This is a genomic window from Streptomyces sp. S465 (assembly GCF_026898115.1).
GTDB lineage: Bacteria > Actinomycetota > Actinomycetes > Streptomycetales > Streptomycetaceae > Streptomyces > Streptomyces luomodiensis.
On record NZ_CP114036.1, the window covers coordinates 1,077,275 to 1,099,834 of the forward strand.

The 22,560-nt window shown below is 71.5% G+C and carries 21 protein-coding genes; 10 read left to right on the top strand and 11 right to left on the bottom strand.

The annotated features are described in order from the left end of the window. Entirely contained in the window at window positions 1-2,442 is a 2,442-nt protein-coding gene (locus N6H00_RS04410) for a glycoside hydrolase family 65 protein (RefSeq protein ID WP_268970215.1), read from the bottom strand. A gap of 387 nt (window positions 2,443-2,829) precedes the next feature. Continuing rightward, window positions 2,830-3,573: an SDR family NAD(P)-dependent oxidoreductase gene (locus N6H00_RS04415; RefSeq protein ID WP_268970216.1), complete on the bottom strand. Its 744-nt coding sequence runs from the start codon at window positions 3,571-3,573 to the stop codon at window positions 2,830-2,832. 238 nt (window positions 3,574-3,811) lie between these two features. Between N6H00_RS04415 and N6H00_RS04420 the strand changes: the two genes are divergently transcribed. After that, window positions 3,812-6,385, top strand: a complete 2,574-nt coding sequence (locus N6H00_RS04420; RefSeq protein ID WP_268970217.1) for a PA14 domain-containing protein — start codon at window positions 3,812-3,814, stop codon at window positions 6,383-6,385. A 98-nt stretch (window positions 6,386-6,483) separates the two neighbouring features. Here N6H00_RS04420 and N6H00_RS04425 read toward each other — a convergent pair whose 3' ends face one another. After that, window positions 6,484-6,957 carry a hypothetical protein gene (locus tag N6H00_RS04425; RefSeq protein ID WP_268970218.1) on the bottom strand — a complete coding sequence of 158 codons (474 nt, stop codon included), beginning with the start codon at window positions 6,955-6,957 and terminating at the stop codon, window positions 6,484-6,486. Window positions 6,958-7,095: 138 nt separating this feature from the next. Continuing rightward, the gene (locus N6H00_RS04430; protein WP_268970219.1) at window positions 7,096-7,761 is read right to left on the bottom strand and encodes a TetR/AcrR family transcriptional regulator; all 666 of its coding nucleotides are present in this window, start codon (window positions 7,759-7,761) and stop codon (window positions 7,096-7,098) included. A 153-nt stretch (window positions 7,762-7,914) separates the two neighbouring features. On the opposite strand from N6H00_RS04430, the gene N6H00_RS04435 reads away from it, so the two are divergent. The 9 genes from N6H00_RS04435 to N6H00_RS04475 all read left to right on the top strand — a co-directional run bounded on the left by N6H00_RS04435 (window position 7,915) and on the right by N6H00_RS04475 (window position 19,085). Further along, window positions 7,915-9,513 (top strand): fatty acyl-CoA synthetase, encoded by a 1,599-nt coding sequence (locus tag N6H00_RS04435; protein WP_268970220.1) that lies wholly within the window; start codon window positions 7,915-7,917, stop codon window positions 9,511-9,513. Between the two features lie 206 nt (window positions 9,514-9,719). Next, window positions 9,720-10,985, top strand: coding sequence for an MFS transporter (locus tag N6H00_RS04440; RefSeq protein ID WP_268970221.1), 1,266 nt, complete (start codon window positions 9,720-9,722; stop codon window positions 10,983-10,985). A gap of 426 nt (window positions 10,986-11,411) precedes the next feature. Then, complete coding sequence (locus N6H00_RS04445; RefSeq protein WP_268970222.1) at window positions 11,412-12,545, top strand: LLM class flavin-dependent oxidoreductase; 1,134 nt, start codon at window positions 11,412-11,414, stop codon at window positions 12,543-12,545. After that, the gene (locus N6H00_RS04450) at window positions 12,545-13,033 is read left to right on the top strand and encodes a GNAT family N-acetyltransferase (RefSeq protein ID WP_268970223.1); all 489 of its coding nucleotides are present in this window, start codon (window positions 12,545-12,547) and stop codon (window positions 13,031-13,033) included. Before N6H00_RS04445 ends, N6H00_RS04450 begins: the two co-directional genes overlap by 1 nt. Before the next feature lie 199 nt (window positions 13,034-13,232). Then, complete coding sequence (locus N6H00_RS04455) at window positions 13,233-14,141, top strand: amino acid ABC transporter permease (RefSeq protein ID WP_268970224.1); 909 nt, start codon at window positions 13,233-13,235, stop codon at window positions 14,139-14,141. Further along, window positions 14,138-14,926: an amino acid ABC transporter ATP-binding protein gene (locus tag N6H00_RS04460; protein ID WP_329618501.1), complete on the top strand. Its 789-nt coding sequence runs from the start codon at window positions 14,138-14,140 to the stop codon at window positions 14,924-14,926. The genes N6H00_RS04455 and N6H00_RS04460 overlap by 4 nt, the downstream gene beginning before the upstream one ends. Beyond that, the gene (locus N6H00_RS04465) at window positions 14,923-16,176 is read left to right on the top strand and encodes a dipeptidase (protein WP_268970225.1); all 1,254 of its coding nucleotides are present in this window, start codon (window positions 14,923-14,925) and stop codon (window positions 16,174-16,176) included. The genes N6H00_RS04460 and N6H00_RS04465 overlap by 4 nt, the downstream gene beginning before the upstream one ends. 54 nt (window positions 16,177-16,230) lie before the next feature. Beyond that, window positions 16,231-17,175, top strand: coding sequence for a transporter substrate-binding domain-containing protein (locus N6H00_RS04470; RefSeq protein WP_268970226.1), 945 nt, complete (start codon window positions 16,231-16,233; stop codon window positions 17,173-17,175). Between the two features lie 8 nt (window positions 17,176-17,183). Next, complete coding sequence (locus N6H00_RS04475) at window positions 17,184-19,085, top strand: CocE/NonD family hydrolase (protein ID WP_268970227.1); 1,902 nt, start codon at window positions 17,184-17,186, stop codon at window positions 19,083-19,085. A gap of 6 nt (window positions 19,086-19,091) precedes the next feature. Here N6H00_RS04475 and N6H00_RS04480 read toward each other — a convergent pair whose 3' ends face one another. From N6H00_RS04480 to N6H00_RS04510, 7 genes are read right to left on the bottom strand one after another with little or no spacing between them, the layout of a single operon-like run. Further along, complete coding sequence (locus tag N6H00_RS04480; RefSeq protein ID WP_268970228.1) at window positions 19,092-20,183, bottom strand: helix-turn-helix domain-containing protein; 1,092 nt, start codon at window positions 20,181-20,183, stop codon at window positions 19,092-19,094. 36 nt (window positions 20,184-20,219) lie between these two features. Next, entirely contained in the window at window positions 20,220-20,528 is a 309-nt protein-coding gene (locus tag N6H00_RS04485; protein ID WP_268970229.1) for a gas vesicle protein K, read from the bottom strand. Further along, window positions 20,518-20,730: a gas vesicle protein gene (locus N6H00_RS04490; protein WP_268970230.1), complete on the bottom strand. Its 213-nt coding sequence runs from the start codon at window positions 20,728-20,730 to the stop codon at window positions 20,518-20,520. Before N6H00_RS04490 ends, N6H00_RS04485 begins: the two co-directional genes overlap by 11 nt. Beyond that, entirely contained in the window at window positions 20,727-21,536 is an 810-nt protein-coding gene (locus tag N6H00_RS04495; RefSeq protein ID WP_268970231.1) for a GvpL/GvpF family gas vesicle protein, read from the bottom strand. Before N6H00_RS04495 ends, N6H00_RS04490 begins: the two co-directional genes overlap by 4 nt. Then, window positions 21,533-21,916, bottom strand: coding sequence for a gas vesicle protein (locus N6H00_RS04500; protein ID WP_268970232.1), 384 nt, complete (start codon window positions 21,914-21,916; stop codon window positions 21,533-21,535). Before N6H00_RS04500 ends, N6H00_RS04495 begins: the two co-directional genes overlap by 4 nt. Beyond that, on the bottom strand, window positions 21,913-22,311 hold the full coding sequence (locus N6H00_RS04505) for a gas vesicle protein GvpO (RefSeq protein ID WP_268970233.1): 399 nt from the start codon (window positions 22,309-22,311) through the stop codon (window positions 21,913-21,915). Before N6H00_RS04505 ends, N6H00_RS04500 begins: the two co-directional genes overlap by 4 nt. Beyond that, on the bottom strand, window positions 22,308-22,559 hold the full coding sequence (locus tag N6H00_RS04510; RefSeq protein WP_268970234.1) for a gas vesicle protein GvpG: 252 nt from the start codon (window positions 22,557-22,559) through the stop codon (window positions 22,308-22,310). Before N6H00_RS04510 ends, N6H00_RS04505 begins: the two co-directional genes overlap by 4 nt. Between the last annotated feature and the right edge of the window lies 1 nt (window position 22,560).

Here is a 22,560-nt window from a genome sequence, read left to right on the forward strand (position 1 = left end):
TCAGCCGGACGACAGCGGCAGCCACTTGGACTCGCCCGGGGCGACGGTCAGGGAGCGGTCGGCGAGCCGCACCTCGATCGGGGGCTCTTCCGAGTCCGGCACGCTGATCCACAACCTCCCGGCCCGCACCCGCAGGGCGACGCCCCAGTGGCCGCGATAGCGGATCGCGAACCGGTACTCGGACAGTGCGGACAGTGCGGACAGCCCCGGCAGCTCCGACGGCTCGGGGAGCGGCACCGGGTCCAGCCACAGGGCGTCCTCGCGGGTCTCCAGCCCGGTCAGGCCGCGCTGCACCAGGTCCAGGGTGCCGCCCATGGCCCCGAGGTGGATTCCCTCGCCGGTGGTGCCGCCCTGGACGTCCGCCACATCGCCGAGCAGCGCCTCCTGGCAGTGCCGCCACGCGTCGGCCCGGCGCGCCCGCACCAGCACCCAGCCGTGCACCAGCTCGCTGAGGGTCGAGCCGTGGCTGGTCCGGGGCAGGTAGTAGGCCACGGTGGCGTGCCAGACGTCGTCGTCCAGGGCGTACCCCAGCCGCCGGAAGAGCGCCGACAGTTCGGCCGGGCCGAAGAGGTAGCCGAGCATCAGCGCGTCGGCCTGCTTGGATGCCTGGTAGCGGTTGACGGAGTCGCCCTCGGACTCCAGGATCCGGTCCAGCCGGCGGATGTCGCCGTAGCGGGCGCGGTAGCCGTCCCAGTCGAGTTCGGCCAGCTCCCCGTAGCCGTCGAACTGGCTGATGACGCCCCGGTGGAAGGGGACCAGCAGCCGCCGTGAGACGTCCTCCCAGCGCTCCGGTTCCGCGCGGTCCAGGCCCACCCGCTCGAACAGCTCGCGCCGGCGCGGCTCGGGCAGGGTGCGGGCCAGCTCCAGGGCCCGGTCGAGCACCCAGGCGGCGGTGACGTTGGTGTACGCGTTGTCGTCGATCCCAGCGCGGTCGGCGCCCGGGTAGCCGTCGTGGTACTCGTCGGGCCCGACCACTCCGCGGATGCGGTACCGCCCGCGGTCCGGATCGAACACGGCGGTGTCCGCCCAGAAGCGGGCGATCTGGAGCAGCATCTCCGCGCCCTTGGTGTGCAGGAAGTCGGTGTCGCCACTGGCCTGGCAGTACTGCCACACGTTGTACGCCACCGCGGAGCCGACGTGCTGCTGGAGCCGGGAGTGGTCCGGCAGCCAGCGGCCGGAGCGCGGGTTCAGATGCAGCGTCTGGGTCTCCTCCCGCCCGTCGCTGCCGCTCTGCCACGGGTACATCGCCCCGGCCCGCCCGGCGTCCGCGGCGGCCCGGCACGCCTGGGGCAGCCGCCGGTGGCGGTAGTGCAGCAGGGCCCGGGAGACCTCGGGGAAGTGGAGGTTCAGATACGGCAGCACGAACAGCTCGTCCCAGAAGACGTGTCCGCGGTACGCCTCGCCGTGCAGGCCCCGGGCCGGGACGCCCACGTCCAGTTCCGCGGTGTGCGGGGAGAGCGTCTGCAGGACGTGGAACAGGTGCAGCCGCAGGATGTGGCCCGCCTCGCCGGGCACCTCCAACGCGGCCTCGCGCCACAGGTGTTCCCATGCGGTGCGGTGGGAGGCGAGCAGCTTGCCGAACCCCGGCGCCTTGGCCACCCCGTCGAGCGCGGCCCGGACCGGATCGCCGGTCGCGGGGTCCTTGGAGGTGTGCACCGCCACGGTCTTCTCGATGGTGACGGGGGCGTCCGGCGCGACCGGTACGGCCAGGGTGCGCAGCGCCGCGCTCTGGGTGACCCGCTGCCCGGTGCCGGTGGGCACGCCCTGGACGGCCCGGGTGCGCGCGGCCATGGCCACCCGCACCTCGGAGGCGGTGGTGCGGCAGCTCAGCCATACGGTGTCGGGGCCGGCGGTGCCGGTGTGCCGGTCGCCGAGGTGGCAGCCGGCCAGCGCGCCGTAGCGGGCCACGCCCGTGTTGGCCACGGCGCCGTCGAGCCCCGACTCCAGTTCGAGGGTGCCGGACCAGCCCTCGGCCCGGAAGGTGGTCCGCATCGCCGCCAGGTGCGGGTCCCCCATGTGGACGAGGCGCTGCTGCTCGACGTGGAGCACCCGGCCGTGCCGGTCGGTGAACCGCAGCCGCCGGAGGAGGGTGCCGTGCCGCAGGCCGAGGGTCTGCCGGTAGCCGGTCAGCTCGTCCCCGTCGGGCGAGAGCCAGCCGCCGGGGCCGGCCGGCCGGTCCGGGTCGCGGACGCGGTAGCGCAGCGGCAGCCAGTTCGGCAGGTTGACCAGGTCCTCGTTCTCGACCTGCCGTCCGCCGACCACCGAGATCAGCCGGTTGTAGCAGCCCGCCACGTAGGTGCCCGGGTAGTGGATCTCATCGGCGGTCGCCTCGGGGGCCGCCCCCCGGGTGGCGAGATAGCCGTTGCCGAGGGTGCACAGCGACTCCCGCAGCCGCTCCTCGCCGGGCTCGTAGCCCTCGTACTCCCACACCCAGTCCGACACGGCCGCTCACCGGCTCTCCTCCCTCGACACCCCCATTGTGTTCCGGGCCGGAGGGCTTGACCGGTTGCGCCGCGCCCCCCGCGCGGCGGAGACGGGGGTCCGCCGGCCGTGGCACCACAGGACGGACGGGCGGCCGCGCCCGAAGATGGTTGGAGTCAGTGGGCTGACTCCTTCGGTGCGGCCGTCCGTCCGTCTTCCCCCCACCTGTGTGGAGGACCAGATTGGACCACGGCCGCACGGGGCGGCAGGGCTGCGCGGCCCTTGATCGAGGGCCGTTGGGCCCTAGCGACCGTCGTCATAGGCCGTCCGCCCCTCGGGCGGCGACGGGAAGGTGACGGCAGGCCCTGGCGCGGACCCGACCGGCGGCACCATCCGGGTGAGGCGTGGTCAGCGGCCGAGCTGGGCACCGCCATTGATGTGCAGGACCTGGCCGGTGACATACGCTGCCTCCGGGGAGGCCAGATAGCGGATGGCGGCCGCGATCTCGCCGGGCGTCCCGGGCTGTCCGGTGAGCGTCTGCCCGATCTGCTGGGCGATGAACTCGGGTGTGCCGCGCTCGCCGAAGAACTCAGTGTCCTCGACATAGCCGGGGGCCACCGCGTTGGCCGTGACGCCCTCCGGGCCGAGCCGCTTGGCCAGTTCGAAGGTGTAGGCGTGCAGCGCGGCCTTGGTGCCGCCGTACGACCCGGGGCCGCGCAGCGCCGCGACCGAGGACAGGTGGACGATCCGGCCGCCGGGCCGGGTGAGGTGGGGCAGCAGCGCCTCGGTGAGCAGCACGGCGGTCAGCACGTTGGCCGCGAAGTTCCGCCGGTACTGGTCGGCGATGCCCTCGAGGGTTCCGTCGTGGGTGGCCGCGACATTGCCGCCGGCGTTGGTGACGACGACGTCGACCGCGCCGTCCGCCGCGATGGTCTCGGCGGCGCGCCGGGTCTGCGCCGGGTCGCTGAGGTCCGCGTCGGCCCAGGTGACCAGGCCGGTGCCGTGGGCGGCGTTGAGCCTGTCGGCCGCCGCGCGCAGCACTTCGGCGCGGCGCCCGAGGATGACCACCCGGTCGCCGTCGGCGGCGAAGGTCTCCGCGGTCGCCAGTCCTATGCCCGTACCGCCGCCCGACACCACGATCCGTCGCCCCACCACGGGCCTCCTTTATGCGGCTTGTTGAATAACAGTCACATCCATGAACGCGTGAACGCGACGTTAGGGAGATAGCGCATTCCCGTCAAGGTTCCCGCATCCACCAGCCGACCCTGTTGCCTTGCGTTCACTATTGACAGGTTCTGTTGGAGATGGCGCAATGGCGGCGCTCCACTTGTCCCAAGAGCTGTTCCAGCAAGGAGGACATGTGCGTTTTCGTTCGTCTTTCACCAGATCCATGGTCGCGACCGTGACCTTGGCGCTTGGTGCGCTCGGTCTGCTGACCGCTCCGGGTCCGGCCGCGGCCGACACCCCCTCCGACGACCCTCCGGTCATCCACGGCCTCCGCGGCGACTACTACCTCCAGTCCGCCGAGGGGGCCTTCGACTTCCATGAACTGAAGGCCACCAGCCTCGACCCCGCCCTCGACTTCGACAATCTGGAGCCGCGGCTACAGGTCACCACCGGACGGGCCGACGACGTCAGCGTCCGCTGGACCGGCCGGATCACACCGGAGCGCTCCGGCGCCCACACCTTCTCGATCACCGGCGACAACGGCTTCCGGCTGTGGATCGACGGCGAACCGGTCATCGACCACTGGGTGGACGACTGGGACAAGGAGCAGACCTCCCAGCCCGTCGAGCTCACCGCGGGCAGGGCGTACGACATCAAGGTCGAGTACTTCGAGCACTACGGCGGCTCCAACCTCCATCTGTCCTGGACCCCGCCCGGCGCCGCCAAGGCGCCCGTACCCTCGTCGGCCTTCCAGGTGCCCGCGGACTTCGTCTACGACGGCCCGGTGACCAGCGCCGTCCAGTCCGACGGCCGTACCCTGCTGCTGGACTTCGCCCAGCCCCTCACCACTCCCCCGGCCGGTCTGACATCGCATCTGACCGCCGTCATCGGCGGCGCCGACTGGCCGCTCGGCCGCGCCCGGCTGGACCCGGCCGACCCGTCCCGGCTGCTGCTCACCCTGAAGGAGCCGGTGGTCGGCCAGGGCGGCGAGGCCGTGGTGCGCTACGACGGCGAGGGCGGTCTCGAGGACGCCGACGGCGCCATCGAGCCGTACGTCTCCTTCGGCGGCAACGAGTCGACGTACCAGCTGAGCACGGACTGGGCGAAGGACGTCAGCGCCGACAACGCCCATCCCGAGTACCCGCGCCCGCAGCTGACTCGCGATCAGTGGCGCAACCTCAACGGCAGCTGGCAGTTCGCCGCCGCCGAAGAGGGGCAGGCACCGCCCGTCGGGAAGAAGCTCAAGGAGCGGATCCTGGTGCCGTACCCGGTGGAGTCCCAGCTCTCCGGCGTGGAGCGCCATGAGGACCGCATGTGGTACCGGCGGACCTTCACCGTTCCGGCCGGCTGGAAGGTCGGCCAGGACAAGCGGTTGCGGCTGAACTTCGACGCCGTGGACTGGCAGGCCCAGGTGTACGTCAACGGCACCCAGGTGGCCGACCACCGCGGCGGTTACGACCGGTTCAGCGCCGATGTCACCGACGCCCTGCGGCCGGGCCGCACCCAGGAGCTGATCGTCGGCGTCTACGACCCGACCGACGCGGCCGACGGCGAGGATCCGCCGCTGGGCAAGCAGCGCCTCGACCCCAGCGGCATCTGGTACACCCCCTCCTCCGGGATCTGGCAGACCGTCTGGATGGAGCCGGTCGCCGCCGACCACGTGGACACCCTCAAGCTGACCCCGGACGTCCCCGGCGAGTCCCTCACCACCGAGGTCCGCGGGGTACGCGACGGCGTTCCGGTCACCGCCACCGCCTACGACGGAAAGCGCGTGGTCGGCACCGCCACCGGACGCACCGGGACGCCGCTGACCGTCCCCGTGCCCGCACCGCACCTGTGGTCCCCCGACGATCCGCATCTGTACCGGCTGAAGGTCACCGTCGGGCGGGGCGGATCGGCGGACCGGGTGGAGAGCTACTTCGGCATGCGGAGCATCGCCGTGGGAGAGGTGGACGGGAAGCAGCGCATCCTGCTCAACGGGAAGCCCGTCTTCTCCATGGCCACCCTCGACCAGGGGTACTGGCCCGACGGACTGCACACCGCGCCGACCGACGAGGCGCTCGCCTACGACCTGAAGATGCACAAGCGCCTGGGCTTCAACTCCGTGCGCAAGCACATCAAGGTCGAACCCGACCGCTGGTACTACTGGGCCGACCGGCTGGGCCTGCTGGTGTGGCAGGACATGCCGTCCATGAACGCGGTCGCCCCCTCGGAGAAGGCACAGGCGCAGTACGAGCACGAGATGAAGCGGATGATCGACCAGCACATCAGCAGCCCGTCGATCGTCATCTGGGTCACCTTCAACGAGGGCTGGGGCCAGTACGGCGGCTCGAAGGTGCCGGCGCTCGCGAAGAGCTGGGACCCCAGCCGGCTCGTCAACGGGGCCAGCGGCTGGAACGACACCGGAAACGGCGACATCGCCGATGTCCACGCCTATCCGGCGCCGGGCGATCCGCGCCCGGACGCGACACGGGCGGCCGTCACCGGCGAGTACGGCGGCCTGGGCCTGGCCATACCGGGCCACGCCTGGCCCGTGCGGCACACCTACGTCGGTGTGGACCGGGACCAGTTCACCGACGAGTATCTGAAGCTGCTGGACAAGGTGCGCGGGCTGATCGCGTGCAACGGCAGCAGCGGGGCCGTCTACACCCAGATCGTGGATGTGGAGGGCGAGCTCAACGGGCTGCTCAGCTATGACCGCAAGGTGATCAAAGCTGATGTGAACCGGCTGCGCACGGCGCATCAGGCGCTGATCCACGACGCGGAGGACCCGGCGTCCATGGAGTGCACCGGGTAGGCGTCAGCACGCCCGGACGGACCGGGCCCCGGGCGGGGCGCCATCGCAGGGCGCCCCGCCCGTCAGGGCAACACCGTTGTCACGCGATCACCCGGCTGTCACCTGCCGACTTTGAGCGCGAAGTGGACGAGCGGACCCGCGAGGGTGACGGTGCCCTTGCCGTAGGCGGAGTTGTACCGCCCGGTGCCGCCGACGATCCGGGTCGTGGCGGTGGCGGTCTTGTCGCCCTTGTGGGTGACCTTGTCGCTGAGCACCAGCCACCCCTTCTTCTTCAGGTGCAGCACCCGCGCGCACCGGACGACCACCGTGCTGCCGGTGACCCTGACGGTGTCGCAGCGCACGGTGCCGTCACCGGCGTACGTCTTCTTCTTCTCGGTGTACAGCTTCAGCCGGGTCTCCCAGCGGTCGCCGGGCTGGACCCGCTTGGGCTTGGTGTCGCTCACGGCGACGCCGAGCAGATTGACCTTCTCGGTGTTCCCGGCCGCGGCGGCCTGCGCGGCGGCGGGAAGCAGGGCCAGGACGGTGGTCATCGCGGCGGTGGCGACGGCGCCACGGACAACGGAAGTGAGCATGGACGTCATCTCACGTCCGTGATCGCCCCCGGGCAAGGCGACCCGGCCATACGATCCGGTATTCCACCCGGCCGGAGGAATCGGGGGCCGTCCGGCTCCTCCCGCTCCTCCCGGCCCCCGGCCGTACGGAGCGGCAGGTCACCGCGCGGCCAGCGCCTCGATGGCGGCGATCGTGCGGTCCACCACCACGTCGTACAGCCTGTTCTGCGCCCCCGGCAGCCTCGGCAGCAGCGGGGCCACCGCTTCCCGCTCCTCCTGGGGGTAGCGGGCCAGCGCCTCGCTCAGGGCGTCGAGTTTGTGGGCGGAGACGGGGCCGCGGTGGGTCTCGTAGACCGCGTGGCCGATGACGGTGGAGCCGATGAGGGTCACGGCCAGCGCGAGATCGTCCTCGGCCAGCCGCAGTGGGCGCAGCAGCCGGGTGAGGGTCACCAGGGAGGAGACGCGGGCGGGCTGCTGGGTGGCGGCCATGTAGGGCAGCAGCTGGCGGTAGGGCAGCAGATAGTCGCGGCTGTCGTGCATCCAGGCGCGCAGCCGCTCCTGCCAGGTCCCGCCCGGCAGGTCCTTGTGCTGGGCGTCGGCCATGACGCGGTCGGCCACGGCCTGGAGGAGGTCGTCGCGGTCGGGGAAGTAGCGGTAGAGCGCCATGGGGGCGGAGCCGACCGCCTCGGCGACCCTCTTGACGGTCAGCGCGACCTCCGGTTCGCGGACCGCGAGTTCCGCGGCGGAGCGGACGATCTGCTCGCGCGACAGGCGGGGCGGGCGTCCGCGTCCCCTGCGGACGGTGTCCTCCGCGGCCTCGGCCATCCGGTGTCCTTTCGCTCGCCCCCGTCGTGCCAGGTGCCAAGGCTACGCATGTCCGCTCGGGTGCCGCTCAGCCGTCCGCCGTCTTGAACGCCTCCCCGCGCCGTGCCAGCGTGACGAACCGTCCGGATCGTCCGAGCCCCCGGGAGACCTTCGATGACCGCGTCCGACCTGCCCGTGGACATCGTGCGCGCCCGCCGCCACGGCATCGCCGATCTGCTGGCGCGCACCGCGGCGCGGCTGCCCGGCAAGACGGCGGTCGTGGCCGGCGCGCTGCGCCAGACCTACGCCGAACTGGACGCGCTGGTGAGCCGGACGGCCGGGGCGCTGGCGGCGCGGGGCATCGCCAAGGGCGATCGCGTGGTGCTCCTGGCCCGCAACTGCCACGGCTATGTGGTGGCGTACTTCGCGCTGGCCCGGCTGGGCGCGGTGTCGGTGCCGGTCAACTTCATGCTGACCGCGCCCGAAGTGGCGTATGTGCTGGACCACTCGGGCGCCATCGGGATCATCGCGGGCACCGAGCTGCTGGATGTCGCCGAGGACGCGCTGGCCGAGGCCGCGCCGCCCCGGATCGCGCTGCGCGCGGCCCTGGGCGGCGGACGCGAGGGGTGGGAGGACTTCGCCGCGCTGGGCGCGGAGCGGGGGCATCCGGTGCCCGATCCCGCGCTGGACGACGACGACCCGGTCCAGCTGATGTACACCTCGGGGACCGAGTCCCGGCCCAAGGGCGCGATCATGACGAGCCGCAATCTGATCGCGCAGTATCTGACGGCGATCGTCGACGGCGGGATGTCGCCGGACGATGTGGAGATCCATGCGCTGCCGCTCTACCACTGCGCCCAGTTGCACGCCTTCCTCACCCCCGACATCCAGCTGGGCGCCACCTGTGTGGTGCTGCCGGGTCCGGACCCGGCGGCGCTGCTGGCCACGATCGAGGCGGAGCGGGTGACCAAGCTGTTCGCCCCGCCCACGGTGTGGATCGCGCTGCTGCGCCATCCGGAGTTCGCGGTCCGCGATCTGTCGTCGCTGCGCAAGGGGTACTACGGGGCGGCGCCGATGCCGGTCGCGGTGCTGGCCGAGCTGCGCCGGCGGCTGCCGGGGCTGGCGCTGTACAACTTCTACGGCCAGACCGAGATGTCCCCGATCGCGACCGTGCTGGGCCCGGCCGACCAGGAGCGCAAGGCCGGTTCCGCGGGGCGGCCCGCGCTGAACGTCGAGACCCGGGTGGTCGACGAGGCGGACCGGCCGGTGCCGCCGGGCACGGTCGGCGAGATCGCGCACCGGGGCCCGCACACCATGCTCGGCTACTGGCGGGATCCCGAGCGCACCGCGGAGGCGTTCCGGGGTGGCTGGTTCCACAGCGGCGATCTGGGGGTGCTGGACGAGGAGGGGTGCCTGACGGTCGTGGACCGCAAGAAGGACATGGTCAACAGCGGTGGGGAGAACGTCTCGGGGCGTGAGGTGGAGGAGGTGGTCCACGCCCATCCGGCGGTCGCGGAGGTCGCGGTGTTCGGGGTGGAGCATCCGTACTGGATCGAGGCGGTGACCGCGGTGGTGGTGGTCGTGCCGGGGCGTCAGGTGACGGCGGAGGAGATCCTCGCGCACTGCCGCGCGCGGCTCGCGGGGTTCAAGGTGCCCAAGTTCGTCGTGTTCGCCGAGGCGCTGCCGAAGAACCCGAGCGGCAAGATCCTCAAGCGTGAACTGCGGGAGAGCTACCGCGCGTTGGGCGAGGAACCGCTGGACGGACGTATTTGACGTACTGGTTACACAATTTATGCGACACTGCTGCGGCACCTGATGTGCATCGGCCATGCCCTACGAAGGACCACCGTGACTTCCTTACCTCCGTTTCCCGACCCCCCTGGAGCGGCCGTGGCCGCCCGGCCGCCGCGCTCCGGCCCGGTGGTCGCCGTCCTTCGGACGCCTCCTGGGCGATCACCGCCACCCTGCTCGCCGGCGCCGTGGCCACCCCCGTACTGGGACGGCTCGGCGATATGTACGGCAAGCGGCGGACGCTGCTGATCAGCCTGTCGATGCTGGTGATCGGCTCGGTGGTGTGCGCGCTCTCCGACGCGCTCGCACCCATGATCGTCGGCCGTGCGCTCCAGGGCTTCTCCGCGGGGGTGATCCCGCTGGGCATCAGCATCATGCGGGACGAGCTGCCCGCCGAGCGGCTCGGCTCGGCCATGGCCCTGATGAGCTCCTCGCTGGGGGTCGGCGGCGCGCTCGGCCTGCCCAGCGCCGCGGCGCTGGCCGAACACGCCGACTGGCATGTGCTGTTCTGGGTCTCGGCGGCGCTGGGCGCGGTGGTGATCGCGCTGGTGCTGACGCTCGTACCGGAGTCCACGGTGCGCGGCGGCGGGCGGTTCGACCTGGTGGGCGCCGTCGGGCTGTCGGCCGGGCTGCTCTGTCTGCTGCTGGCCATCTCCAAGGGCGCCGACTGGGGCTGGGGCAGCGGTGCCACCACCGGTCTGTTCGGTGCGGCGGTGGTCGTGCTGGCGCTGTGGAGCCGGTGGGAGCTGCGGGTGAGCGGGCCGCTGGTGGACCTGCGCACCACCATGCGCCGTCAGGTGCTGCTGACCAATCTGGCCTCCGTCGTCATCGGCTTCGCCATGTTCGGGATGTCGCTGGTGCTGCCTCAGCTGCTCCAGATGCCCGAGGCGACGGGGTACGGGCTGGGCCAGTCGATGATGGCCGCCGGGCTGTGCCTGGGCCCGTCCGGTCTGGTGATGATGGCGATCTCGCCGCTGTCGGCGCGGATCACCAGCACCTGGGGCCCCAAGGTGTCGCTGATGCTCGGCGCGGGGGTGATCGCCGCCGGGTACGGGGCGGGTGTCTTCCTGATGGACGCCGTGTGGCAGATCCTGATCGTGTCGTGTGTGATCGGCGCCGGGATCGGCCTCGCGTACTCGGCCATGCCCGCACTGATCATGTCGGCCGTACCGGTGTCCGAGACCGGCGCGGCCAACGGCCTCAACACCCTGATGCGGTCCATCGGCACCTCGACCGCCAGTGCGGTGGTGGGCGTCGTGCTCGCCCATATGACCACCGCCTTCGGACCCGTCGACCTCCCGTCCCTGAACGGCTTCCGCACCGCCTTCGTGATCGGCGGCATCGCCGCGCTGGTGGCGCTCGCGGTCGCCGCGCTGCTGCCGGGCCGCCGCCCGGCCCGGGTCACCGCCGCGCCGGAACGGCCCGGCACCCCGCAGACGGTGGCGGGCGGCTGACCGCGAAACCGGCGGACGAGGTCACTCCGCGGCCGCCCGTATCACCCCGTCCGCTCGCGGGCGCCGGGCTGGTACGGGCGGCTTTGTCGTGGCGGGGTCGCATACGGGCCATCATGTGGACAGCGGTTGACGGAACGGGCTCGTGCGGTGCTGAATGATGCGAGTGAGGACTGAGCTGCCCCTGGTCACGCGCGACCACATCGACTTCGGTCGGGTGTGGTCCGCTTCCTGTTCCGGCTGACCCCGGCAGCGGGCCGTCCCACCGGCCCCTCGCTCTCCCGGTCCCAGGCCCCCTCGCCTGTCTCCCGCGCCTGACGCGCCATCACCCCCGGTACCACGCCCGGACACGCCCGGCGTGTTCCCGCGTCCGGGGCGTCACCCCCTTCCCGCCTTTCCTGCCTTTTCCGCCTTCCGAAAGGTCACCCCATGCCCGTGGAGTTCCTCGGCATCGCCGCCACCAACGACGGCTCGGAGACACATCCGCGCTCCGGCGCGGCCTTCGACAAGGAGTACACCCTGCGGCTCGCCAGGGCCCATGAGGACCACGGCTGGGACCGGGTGCTGTTCGCCTACGGCTCCGGCTCGCCCGATCCCGCGCCCGCCGCCGCGTACATCGCCAGCAGGCTGGACCGGCTCCAGATCCTGCTGGCCCACCGGCCCAACGTGTCGTATCCGACGTACGCCGCCAAGACGTTCGCGACGCTCGACCGGATCAGCGACGGCCGGCTCACCGTGCACTTCATCACCGGCGGCAACGACCATGAGCAGCGGCGCGAGGGCGACACCCGCACCAAGGACGAGCGCTACGCGCGCACCCGTGAGTACATCCGGATCGTCAAGAAGATCTGGACCACCCATGAGCCCTTCGACCACGAGGGCGAGCACTACCGCTTCCACGACTTCGTCAGCGATGTCTTCCCGGTCCAGCAGCCGCGCCCGAACGTCTCCTTCGGCGGCTCCTCCCCCGCGGCCTACGCGGCGGGCGGCGCCGAGGCCGACATCTACTGCCTGTGGGGCGAGCCGCTGGAGCGGACCGCCGAGCAGATCGCGGCGGTGAAGGCGGCGGCCGCCGCGGCCGGGCGGACCGATGTGCCGCGGATCCAGGTGGCGTTCCGGCCGATCATCGCCCCGACCGAGGAGCTGGCCTGGGAGAAGGCGCACCGCACGGTGGACGCCATCCGGACCCGTAAGGAGCGGGGCGATGCGACGACCGTGCGCCACCACCGCCGGGGGGCTCCGGAAAACGTCGGTTCACAGCGGCTGATCTCCATCGCCGAGGCGGGTGAGCGCTACGACCGGGCGCTGTGGACCCCGACCGCCGCCGTCACCGGTGGCGCGGGCAACTCCAACGCGCTGGTGGGCACGCCGGAGACGGTGGCGCAGGCCCTGCTGGACTACTACGACCTGGGCGTGGACATCCTCTCCGCACGCGGCTACGACCTGCTGGACGACGCGATCGACTTCGGCCGGTACGTCATCCCGATCGTCCGCGAAGAGGTCGCCAAACGCGACGCCGAGCGCGCGGCCCGGGGCCCGCAGACCCTCGCGGCGGTGCGGTGATGACCTCCGTGGCCGAACCCCCGCCACAGCTGACGGTGGTCCGGGTGACCGTGGACGATCCGCGGGTCGAACCGCTGCTGCGGGAGCTGGCGTACGAGTACTCCACCCGCTACGGCAGGGCGGCCGACGGTGAGCTGAACCGCTATCCGGCCGAGGAGTTCGCCCCGCCGCACGGGGAGCTGCTGCTGTTGGTGGAGGGCGGCGAGCCGGTCGCCGGGGGCGCGTACCGGCGGTACGACGCGCACACGGCGGAGCTCAAGCGGATCTGGACGCACTCGGGCCATCGGCGGCGCGGGCTGGCCCGCCGGGTGGTGGCGGAGCTGGAGCGGTCGGCCGCCGAGCGCGGCTACCGCCGGATCTACCTCACCACCGGGCCCCGCCAGCCGGAGGCGCGCGGGCTGTACCTGGCCACCGGCTACACCCCGCTGTTCGATATCTCGGCCGATCCGGAGACCATCGGCCCGCTTCCCTTCGAAAAGGCGTTGTAGACCCGGCGGGCCCCGTCCGTGGGCCCATCCGCACACGCATCCGCACGCCCATCCGTCCGCCCGCCCGGCCGCTCCGGGCGGGCGGACGCATTCCCCCGTTTACGGTTGACAGTTCTGTGTCAACTGTTCGCGGACGTCCGCGAACACGGTTTTAGGATGCGGTAATTCTGCCGCGTCCGCGACCGTCCGAAGGCCTGCCATGACCAAAGCCCTGAACGTCGACGCACTCCCCGATCCGGCCGTGCTCAAGCGCGCCCGGCGACGGCGTCCCGGACTGCTGGTGGCCAATGCGATCGTGCTGGTACTGGCCGCGATGGCGGTGACCACGATATGCACCAACCCGCGCTTCGAATGGCATACGGTCGCGAAGTACTTCTTCGAGATCAGGGTATTGAAGGGCATCGGCGTCAGTATCGGAATGACCGCGGCGACCATGGCGCTCTCCCTGGTGTCCGGCACCGTGGTCGCTCTGATGCGCATGGGCGAATCCCGGCTCATGTCCATGGTCGCGGCCGCCTTCATCTGGGTTTTCCGCAGCATTCCGATGCTGGTGCAGCTGCTTTTCTGGTACAACCTGGCGGCTCTTTTTCCCACGCTGTCCCTCGGAATTCCCTGGGGACCGCGTTTCATCACCTTCGACTCGAACACCGTCATCGGCCCGCTGACCGCCGCGGTCATCGGCCTGACGCTCCACGAGACCGCCTACATCGCGGAGTTGATCCGCTCGGGACTGCTCTCCGTGCCCGATGGACAGCGACAGGCGGCGTCCGCACTGGGATTGACGCCGACTCAGGTCTTCTTCCGCATCACCCTTCCCCAGGCGCTGCGGGTGATCGTCCCGCCGATGGGAAATGAGCTGATATCTCTCCTCAAGGCCACCTCCCTGGTCAGCGTGATCACCCTGGCCGACCTGCTCTACTCGGTACAGCTGATTTACGCCAAGAACTTCCAGACCGTTCCCCTGTTGATTGTGGCCGCCATCTGGTACATGATCATCACCGGCGCCATCACCCTTCTACAGCAGCGCCTGGAGCGACGTCTGGGACGACACACCCTGATTGCGGCCGACAAGGCCGGGAAAGTGAAGAGGATCGAGCACTCGGTATGACCATGGCACCGGAAATGACATCGCAGGCCATCGTCTCCCTGCGCGGGATCCGCAAGTCGTTCCGCGGCACCGAGGTGCTGCACGGTATCTCCCTGGATATCCACCGGGGTGAGACGGTCTGCCTCATCGGCCCCTCCGGATCGGGCAAGAGCACGCTGCTGCGCTGCGTCAACCACCTGGAGGTGCCGGACCAGGGCGTGGTGGTGGTCGACGGCAGCGTCATCGGCTACCAGCTGCGCGGCCGCACCCTGCATGAGCTGGGCCCCCGGGAGCTGGCCACCCAGCGTTCGACGATGGGCATGGTGTTCCAGAGCTTCAATCTGTTCCCGCATCTCACCGCCCGCGAGAACATCGTGGAGGCCCCGCGCCGGGTGCTCGGCCTGTCCAAGGCCACGGCCGACGCCCGCGCCGAGGAGCTGATGACCCGGGTGGGGCTCGCGCACAAGCTCGACAGCTATCCGGAGAAGCTCTCGGGCGGCCAGCAACAGCGGGTGGCGATCGCCCGCGCCCTGGCGATGCGCCCCAAGGTGATGCTCTTCGACGAGCCGACCTCCGCCCTCGACCCCGAGATGGTGCAGGAGGTGCTCGGCGTCATCAGGGACCTGGCCCGCGAGGGCATGACGCTGATCGTCGTCACCCATGAGATGCGCTTCGCCGCCGATGTCGCCGACCGGATCGTCTTCATGGACGACGGCCGCATCGTCGAGGAGGGCGCCCCGGAGCGGCTGCTCCGCGCCCCCTCCCACGACCGCACCCGTACGTTCCTGTCGAAGGTCAGCGCATGAGTACCGAACTCCCCCTGCCCGCCAAGACCGTCGAGCGCCTGAAGCTGTGGGACTCCTACCGCTCGTACCAGTACCTGGAGGCCGGGCAGGACTTCCGCGCCTTCGAGCTGGCGCCCGCGCTCGGCCGGGTCCCCGGGGCCGCGCTGGAGTGGAGCGAGGACGTGGAGTCCCGCGCGCGGGACTTCGAGGAGCGTCATCCGGTGGTCTCCGCCCATGACCACCTCTCGCTGCGCCCCGCCGACCCCGGGGACTTCGCCGAGTACCGCCGCCAGGGCCGGGAGTCGATTCCCTACGAGGGCATCGCGCACTCGGGGGTGGACCTGTTCTTCGACGGCGGTCCGGCCGCGGTGAGCATGATCCGCTCCCATGCCCCCTGGGACTGGGACGACACGGTCAGCGATCTGGCCATGCGCCAGGCCGACCTCGCCCACCAGCGGCTGGTGGCGCCCGTCCGCACGCTTCAGGACGCCGATCGGGCGCGGGCCGGCCACCAGGTGGGGGTGGTGCTGACCCTGGAGTCCGCCTCCCCCATCGGCAATGACGTCGACCGGCTGGATCTGCTCTACGGCCTGGGCGTGCGGCTGCTCGGCCTGGTCTACAGCGAGAGCAACCAGCTCGGTTCGGGGCTCGCCGACACCGGCGACACCGGTCTGACCCTGCTCGGCCGCCGCGCGCTGCGCCGGATGAACGACCTCGGCATCATCGTCGACGTCTCGCACAGCGGGGACGCGACGGCCCTGGACGCCGTGCGCCGCTCCACCGCGCCCGTAGTGATCACCCATGCCGGGTCCCGGGCGCTGTGGCCGACCCCGCGGATGAAGCCGGACGATGTGATCCGGGCCTGCGCCGGGTCCGGGGGGTTCATCGGCGTCGAGGCGGCGCCGCACACGACCATCACCGCCCGGCACCCCCGGCACAGCCTGGACTCGGTGATGGAACACGTCGAGCGCTGCATCGATCTGGTCGGCATCGACCATGTGGCCTTCGGCCCGGACACCAACTTCGGCGATCACACGGCCTGGCACCGGACGTTCGCCCCGCTCTTCGGCAAGGACGACGCACACGACGGCAAGGCACCGGAACTGCCGCCGCACGAGCAGGTCGACTACGTACGCGGCTGCGAGAACCCCGCGGAGGCCGTCGGCAACATGATCCGGTGGCTGTTCGACCACGGCTACTCCGAGGCGGACGTGGCCAAGCTGGCCGGGGGCAACGTACGGCGCGTCGCCGAGACCGTGTGGGGTCGCTGACCGGTCCCGCCCTTCCGCTTCCGCTGTCCCCCACCCCCGGAAATGGAGCAAGCCATGCGCAACCGTCCTCATGCCGCCGCGTGCGCCCTGCTGGCCTCGCTGACGCTCACGCTGTCCGCCTGTTCGGTGGACGACACCCCCGGCGACGGCAAGGCCAAGAAGAGCGGTGCGGCGGCGACGCTCGCCCCCGAGCCCAAGGACAGCGCCCTGGCCGCGCAGGTGCCCGCGGCGTACACCAAGAAGACGCTGGTCATGGGCGTCAGCGAGTACGCGCCGTATGTCACCTTCGGCTCCGACGGGAAGATCACCGGGCTGATCCCCGATCTGTCCGCGCAGCTCTCCTCGCTGCTCGATGTGAAGATCAAGGTGGAGCGGACCACCTTCGACGCGGTCATCCCCGGGCTGAAGTCCGGCCGGATCGACCTCAGCGCGCCCTCCGGCGACTTCACCGAGCGCCAGCGGGAGGTCGACTTCGCCGACTTCGCGCAGAGCAGTGTGACGCTGATGGTGACCAAGGACGGCTCCTTCCACCCCGGAAACGGTCTGGAGGTGTGCGGGCACAAGGTCGGCGTGGAGAAGGGCGCCGGAACGCAGAACGTGCTCGCGGCGCAGAACAAGCGGTGTGCCGCGAAGGGCAAGCCGTCGGTGGACGCGAAGCTCTACACCGATCTGCCCGCCGCGACGCTGGCGCTCCAGAGCAAGCGGATCGACGCGGTGGCCGCGCCCAGCGCCTCCAACACCTCGGTGAGCCAGAACTCCGATGACCGCTTCGAGACCATCGAGCTCAAGGACATGCTCGACCTGCCCGCCGCGACGGCCATCTACGGCATCCAGGCCAAGAAGGACTCCGGACTCGCCCCGGTGATCGTCAAGGCGCTGCGGAAGATGTACGAATCGGGCACCTACGCCAAGCTCTTCGGCCAGTGGGGGCTGCCGCTGTCCACGGTCACCAAGGACCAGATCGCCCTCAACGGCTCCACGCAATCCCAGACCCAGTGAGGTCGTCCATGGCACGAACCCGTCAGACCGAACCGGCCGGAGACAGAGCGCGGGCGGCCCGGGAGGAGCCCGCCCGGCTGCTGGACGAGCGGGTGTGGCGACGCACCCTGCGCGTCCCCGTGCGGGACGGAATCGTCCTGGCCGCCGACCTGTTCAGCGCCGAGGAGCACCCCGGGCCCCGCCCGGTCATCCTGGAGCGCACCCCGTACGGCCGGCGCGAGATCCGCGGCTCGGACCGCAGCCGCCACGACGAGCCGGTGCCGACGCCGGAGGAGACCTCCGCGTTCTTCGTCCGCGCGGGCTACCACGTGGTCCGGCAGGACTGCCGGGGCCGCGGCGATTCGCAGGGCACCTTCGTGAAGTACCTGGGCGAGGGGCCGGACGGCGCGGACACCATCGACTGGATCGCCGCCCAGCCCTGGTGCGACGGCCGGGTGGCCATGATGGGGGTGTCCTATTCGGCACACGCCCAGACGGCGGCCGCGGCCGAGTCCCCCGCCGGGCTGGCCGCGATGTTCCTGGACTCCGGCGGCTTCGCCAGCGCGTACGAGGCCGGTATGCGCATGGGCGGCGCCTTTGAGCTGAAGCAGGTCACCTGGGCCTTCCGGCACGGTGAGGAGAGCCCGGAGGCGGCGCGGGACCCGCTGGTCCGCGCGGCGTTCGCGGGGACGGATCTGCGCGACTGGTTCACCGTGCTGCCGTGGCGGACGGGCGTCTCGCCGCTGCGTCAGGTCGGAAGTTACGAGCGCTATCTGCTCGACCAGTGGCGGCATGACGCCTTCGGGGCGTACTGGCGGCAGCCGGCCATCTACGGACGCGGCCACTACGACCGCTTCCCCGATGTGCCGACCCTGCACATGTCGAGCTGGTACGACCCCTATGTGCGCTCCACGATCGAGAACTTCACCGCCATGGGCCGTCTCAAGCGGTCCCCGGCCTATCTGGTGATGGGGCCGTGGACGCACGGGCTGCGCTGTGTCACCTTCGCCGGCGATGTGGACTTCGGCCCCGCCGCCACCTTCAGCGGCAATGTGGACACCTCGTATCTGTCCTTCCGGCAGCGCTGGTTCGACGCGGTGCTGCGGGCCGGCGATCCGGAGTCGATCCCGCGGGTCCAGTACTTCCTGATGGGCGGTGGCGACGGCCGGCGGGACGAGGCCGGGCGGATGCGGCACGGCGGCCGGTGGCACACCGACACCCAGTGGCCCCCGGCCGGGACCCGGGAGACCGCGTTCTACTGCCACCCCTCGGGCGAGCTGAGCCGGGAGCGGCCGACGGCCGAACACGCCTGGGTGGAGTACGACTTCGACCCCAGCGATCCGGTGCCGACCCTGGGCGGTCAGGTCACCTCCGGGGAACCGGTGATGGTCGGCGGCGCCTTCGACCAGGTGCCGGACGAGCGGTTCTACGGCGCCCGCCCGCCCTATCTGCCGCTGAACTCCCGGCCCGATGTGATCTCGCTGGTCACCCCGCCCCTGGCGGAGCCGCTGGAGGTGGCCGGGCCGGTCACGGCGCGGCTGTTCGTGTCCTCGTCCGCGCCGGACACCGACTTCACGGTGAAGCTGGTCGATGTGCACCCGCCGAACGAGGACTATCCGCACGGCTTCGCCATGAACCTCACCGAGGGCATCTTCCGCTGCCGCTTCCACGCGTCGTTCGAGCACCCGGAGCCGCTGGAGCCGGGCGAGGTGTACGAGATCGAGATCCCGGCGCCGGACACCGCCAACCGCTTCGAGGCCGGGCACCGGCTGCGGGTGGACATCTCCTCCAGCGACTTCCCCCGGTTCGACGTCAATTCCAACACCGGGGTGCCGGAAGCGGTGAGCCGCCGCAAGGTGGTCGCCACCAACCGCGTCCACATGGACGCCGGGCGCCCCTCGGCGGTGCTGCTGTGGACCCGGCCGGGCTGAGGGACCTCAGCGCATGATGGTCGCCAGCACGTCCTGCCCCAGCCGGAGCAGAGTGCTGGTGGCCAGCCGGTGGTAGACGTACTTGCCCTCGCGCTCGGACTCGATGAGCCCCGCGTCCCGCAGCTGGCGCAGGGTGCGGGAGACCTGCGTATCGGCGAGCCCCAGCCGCTGGGCCAGTTCGGAGGTGGTGATGGGCTCGCCCAGCAGATGGCGGCACAGCTCCATGCGGCCCAGTGACGCCAGCGCGGACATCCGGGCCCGCAGCTCCGCCTGGGTGAGCTGATCGGCCGCCCCGCCCTCCTGGGCGGCGAACTGGAGCACCACCGGGTGGGACTCCTCGTCCTTGACGGTCAGATGCGGCCAGACGTGGACGGAGGGGATCAGGAAGAGCGGGCGCGGGCCGATCTCGATCTCGGCGACGGCCAGCTTGTCGTAGCGCACCCGCGAGCCGCCCCGGGAGACCACCGCGGTGGGGCTGAGCCCGGCCAGCACCTCGGCCAGACCGCGCCGCCGCACATCGGTGCGCACCTGGGCGGCGGCCGACTCCAGCCGGTCGCGGACGGTGCGCCACTCGGAGGCGAAGAACGCCCCGGCGCAGGAGTCCAGGAAGTCCAGCAGCCGGCCGCGCAGCCCCTCGGGCGAGGCCACCAGGTCATGGGCCAGCTCCCCGCGCCGGAAGGACCGCCGCTCGCACTGGGCCACATAGCGGCCGGCGGCCTCCGGATCGGTGAGCAGACAGCGGGCCGGGGGCACGGCCTCGCGGAAGCCGAGCACTCCTTGTGAGCACAGCCCCACGAACTCCTCGAGCGGCAGCTTCTCCAGATGGCGCAGCTCGTCCTCGAAGGGCTGGTCCAGCGGGAGCTCCAGCGGGAACAGCAGCCGGCAGCGAAGGCGGGCCCACAGCGGCGACAGCGCGCTCATCTCATGGGCGAGGGAGGGGGCGAGCGCCGTCCCGAGCCGCTGCGTCCAGCGCTGGGCCTCGGGGTGGTGATCGGGCTCGGCCATGATGTGCAGCACCGACATGAGCTCGGCCAGCGCCGAGCGGCCGACGTGCACATCGGCCGCTCGTGCGGACTGGAGGTTGAGCGTGATCCCCACACCGGCACATTACTCGGCGGGTGTCTCAGGGGCTGTTCACGGGGCCCGGTCGCGGGGCAGCAGGGGGCCCAGCGGGCCGAGGTCCAGATTCAGGTCGTCCTCGGTCAGCCCGAAGTGTTCCCGCAGCTCGGCCATGTTCCGCTCCAGGGCCATCAGCGTCAGCCCGAGCTTCTCGATCTGCTCGTCGCTGATGCCGCCCTGGTCGACGCGGCGCAGCGCCTGCCGCTCCATGAGCTGCCGCAGCAGCTCCACGATGGTGAGCACCAGACCGGCCAGGCTCTTGCGGACCGACTCCTCGTCCACTTCGATCCGCCGGCCGGGCCGGGGAGCGCGGTCAGCCGTCATAGCGATCCCCCCTCCCCTCGTGCGCCTCCCGTGCCTCGTCCTCCACCCGTACGGAGGCGATCAGGGCGCGCAGGGAGATGCGCACCAGGTCGATGTCGGCGATGGTCAGGGTGATCTCCCCGGCGATCACCACGCCTCCGGCGAGCACCCGGTCGAGCAGATCGACCAGGGCCACCTCGCGCCGCTCGATCGCGCGGGTCATGACGGCGTCTCCGCCCGCCGGACCTCGCCCGCCGGCTGCGGCGGGGCGGTGAAGGAGTACGGCGGCCAGGGGCCGCTGAGCTCCAGGGTGACGGTGGGGTGGCGCTCCTTCAGCGCGGTCACCGCGTCGGTGAACTCCTCGGTGCGGTCGTCGGGCACCAGATAGGAGTTGTTCAGCACCATCCACCCCTCGTACGCGGCCAGCGCGGCGTCCTGCGGTGGGTGCGCGGCCGTGGCCACCGCCAGCGCGGCGAGGGAGGCGTGGATCTCCTCCGCCCGCTCGGTCGCGCGCAGATGCGCGGTCTCCTGGTCCTGCCGCTGGGCCCGCCGGCGCATCAGATAGGCGGTTCCGGGGCTGTCCCCGCCGCTTTCGCCCTCGTCCGGATCGGGCAGGAAGGACGCGGGGTCGACATACGCCTTGACGCCCCACTCGGTGCGGCCCGTCACCCGCCGCAGCGTGGCCGTGAAGTCCTCCCGGCGCTCCTGGAGCATCGCGCGGACCCGGTCGTCGTCGTGGTAGAGCGTGGCGAAGCGCAGCGGGATGACCTGGCCGAGGCGGGCCGCGCCGTTGATCACCCGGTGGTGGGCGCGGGCGGTGCGCTCCAGCCACTCCAGGTCCTCCAGATGGTCGCGCAGCGCGTCCTCGTCGAAGTCCGCCAGCGGTACGGAGCCCACGACGGCGGCCAGTCCCGCGCGCTCGACCAGGCGCACCGGCTCGTCCGCCACACCGGTGAGCCCGTGCGGGGGTGCGCCGCCCACCGGGGCGGCCGTCACCGCGTACAGCCAGGTGGCGAAAGGTTCGGTCACGGTCCGTCCTCCCGCTCCGCGCCGCGCTCTTCCGCTCGCCGTGCGCCGCTTCCGTCCTCCAACTCGCCGACGCGGCGCCGCAGCTGTTCGTTCTCCTCCAGGACGTCCCGGGCGTGGGAGGAGAGCGTGGGATCGTGCTCCCACCAGTCGATGCCCATCTCCTTGGCCCGGTCCACGGAGGCGACCAGCAGCCGGATCTTGATCGTCAGCAGTTCGATGTCCAGCAGGTTGATCTGGATGTCACCGGCGATGACGATGCCCTTGTCCAGCACCCGCTCCAGGATGTCGGCCAGGCTGGAGGGTTCGGCGCCGCGGCCGGCGGGTTCGGGTGCGGCGCCGGCGCGCCGGGCCGGCGCGTTCCAGCCGGGACTCTGGGTCATGTCCGGTTCTCCGCCCTGCCTCGGGGATAGCGCTCGGTGCGGCGGTAGGTGACCAGCTCGCCGTGGTCGTCCAGTTCGACGCGGTACTCGGCGAGGATGTCGGTGGAGTCCGGTATCCGGTGGGTCTCCACGACCTCGATGCCGATGGCCCAGCCGTCCTCCCGGTGCTCCAGCGAGGTGACGCCCTCCGGGTCCCGCCCGGTCAGCTGCGCCACATGGTGCGCGGCGCGCCGCGCGGCGGCGCGGGCGTCCAGCGCGGGGCGGCGCGGGGGCCGCTCCCGCTCCGGGTCGCGGGGCCGTTCCTCGCGGTGGACCTCCTGGCGGGGCCGTTCCTCGCGGTGGCGCTCCTCGCGGTGGCGCTCCTCGTGCGGCCGTTCCTCGCGGGGCACGGTCATACCTCCATGCCCCCGCCGGGCGGGCCCTGGGACATCAGCCTGCGGACCAGTTCGTCCTCCTCCCGGGCCGCCTCCTCCTCGGTGAGCTCTCCGCTCTCCCGCGCCTCCGCGACCTCTTCCAGCCGCTCCTTGATCACCTCGGGGTCGTACAGCTGCCGGTGGGCCTCCTCCCGGAGCCGCTCGGCGACCCAGGCGACCCCGCGCACCGGGGCCAGCGGCAGCGTGGCCAGTCCGGTGAACAGTCCCATG

Coding starts and splice junctions, on each gene's coding strand:
- N6H00_RS04420 (WP_268970217.1), top strand. CDS start 3,812: ATGGTCGCGACCGTGACCTTGGCGCTTGGTGCGCTCGGTCTGCTGACC.
- N6H00_RS04425 (WP_268970218.1), bottom strand. CDS start 6,957: ATGCTCACTTCCGTTGTCCGTGGCGCCGTCGCCACCGCCGCGATGACC.
- N6H00_RS04430 (WP_268970219.1), bottom strand. CDS start 7,761: ATGGCCGAGGCCGCGGAGGACACCGTCCGCAGGGGACGCGGACGCCCG.
- N6H00_RS04435 (WP_268970220.1), top strand. CDS start 7,915: ATGACCGCGTCCGACCTGCCCGTGGACATCGTGCGCGCCCGCCGCCAC.
- N6H00_RS04445 (WP_268970222.1), top strand. CDS start 11,412: ATGCCCGTGGAGTTCCTCGGCATCGCCGCCACCAACGACGGCTCGGAG.
- N6H00_RS04450 (WP_268970223.1), top strand. CDS start 12,545: ATGACCTCCGTGGCCGAACCCCCGCCACAGCTGACGGTGGTCCGGGTG.
- N6H00_RS04455 (WP_268970224.1), top strand. CDS start 13,233: ATGACCAAAGCCCTGAACGTCGACGCACTCCCCGATCCGGCCGTGCTC.
- N6H00_RS04460 (WP_329618501.1), top strand. CDS start 14,138: ATGACCATGGCACCGGAAATGACATCGCAGGCCATCGTCTCCCTGCGC.
- N6H00_RS04465 (WP_268970225.1), top strand. CDS start 14,923: ATGAGTACCGAACTCCCCCTGCCCGCCAAGACCGTCGAGCGCCTGAAG.
- N6H00_RS04470 (WP_268970226.1), top strand. CDS start 16,231: ATGCGCAACCGTCCTCATGCCGCCGCGTGCGCCCTGCTGGCCTCGCTG.
- N6H00_RS04475 (WP_268970227.1), top strand. CDS start 17,184: ATGGCACGAACCCGTCAGACCGAACCGGCCGGAGACAGAGCGCGGGCG.
- N6H00_RS04485 (WP_268970229.1), bottom strand. CDS start 20,528: ATGACGGCTGACCGCGCTCCCCGGCCCGGCCGGCGGATCGAAGTGGAC.
- N6H00_RS04490 (WP_268970230.1), bottom strand. CDS start 20,730: ATGACCCGCGCGATCGAGCGGCGCGAGGTGGCCCTGGTCGATCTGCTC.
- N6H00_RS04500 (WP_268970232.1), bottom strand. CDS start 21,916: ATGACCCAGAGTCCCGGCTGGAACGCGCCGGCCCGGCGCGCCGGCGCC.
- N6H00_RS04505 (WP_268970233.1), bottom strand. CDS start 22,311: ATGACCGTGCCCCGCGAGGAACGGCCGCACGAGGAGCGCCACCGCGAG.
- N6H00_RS04510 (WP_268970234.1), bottom strand. CDS start 22,559: ATGGGACTGTTCACCGGACTGGCCACGCTGCCGCTGGCCCCGGTGCGC.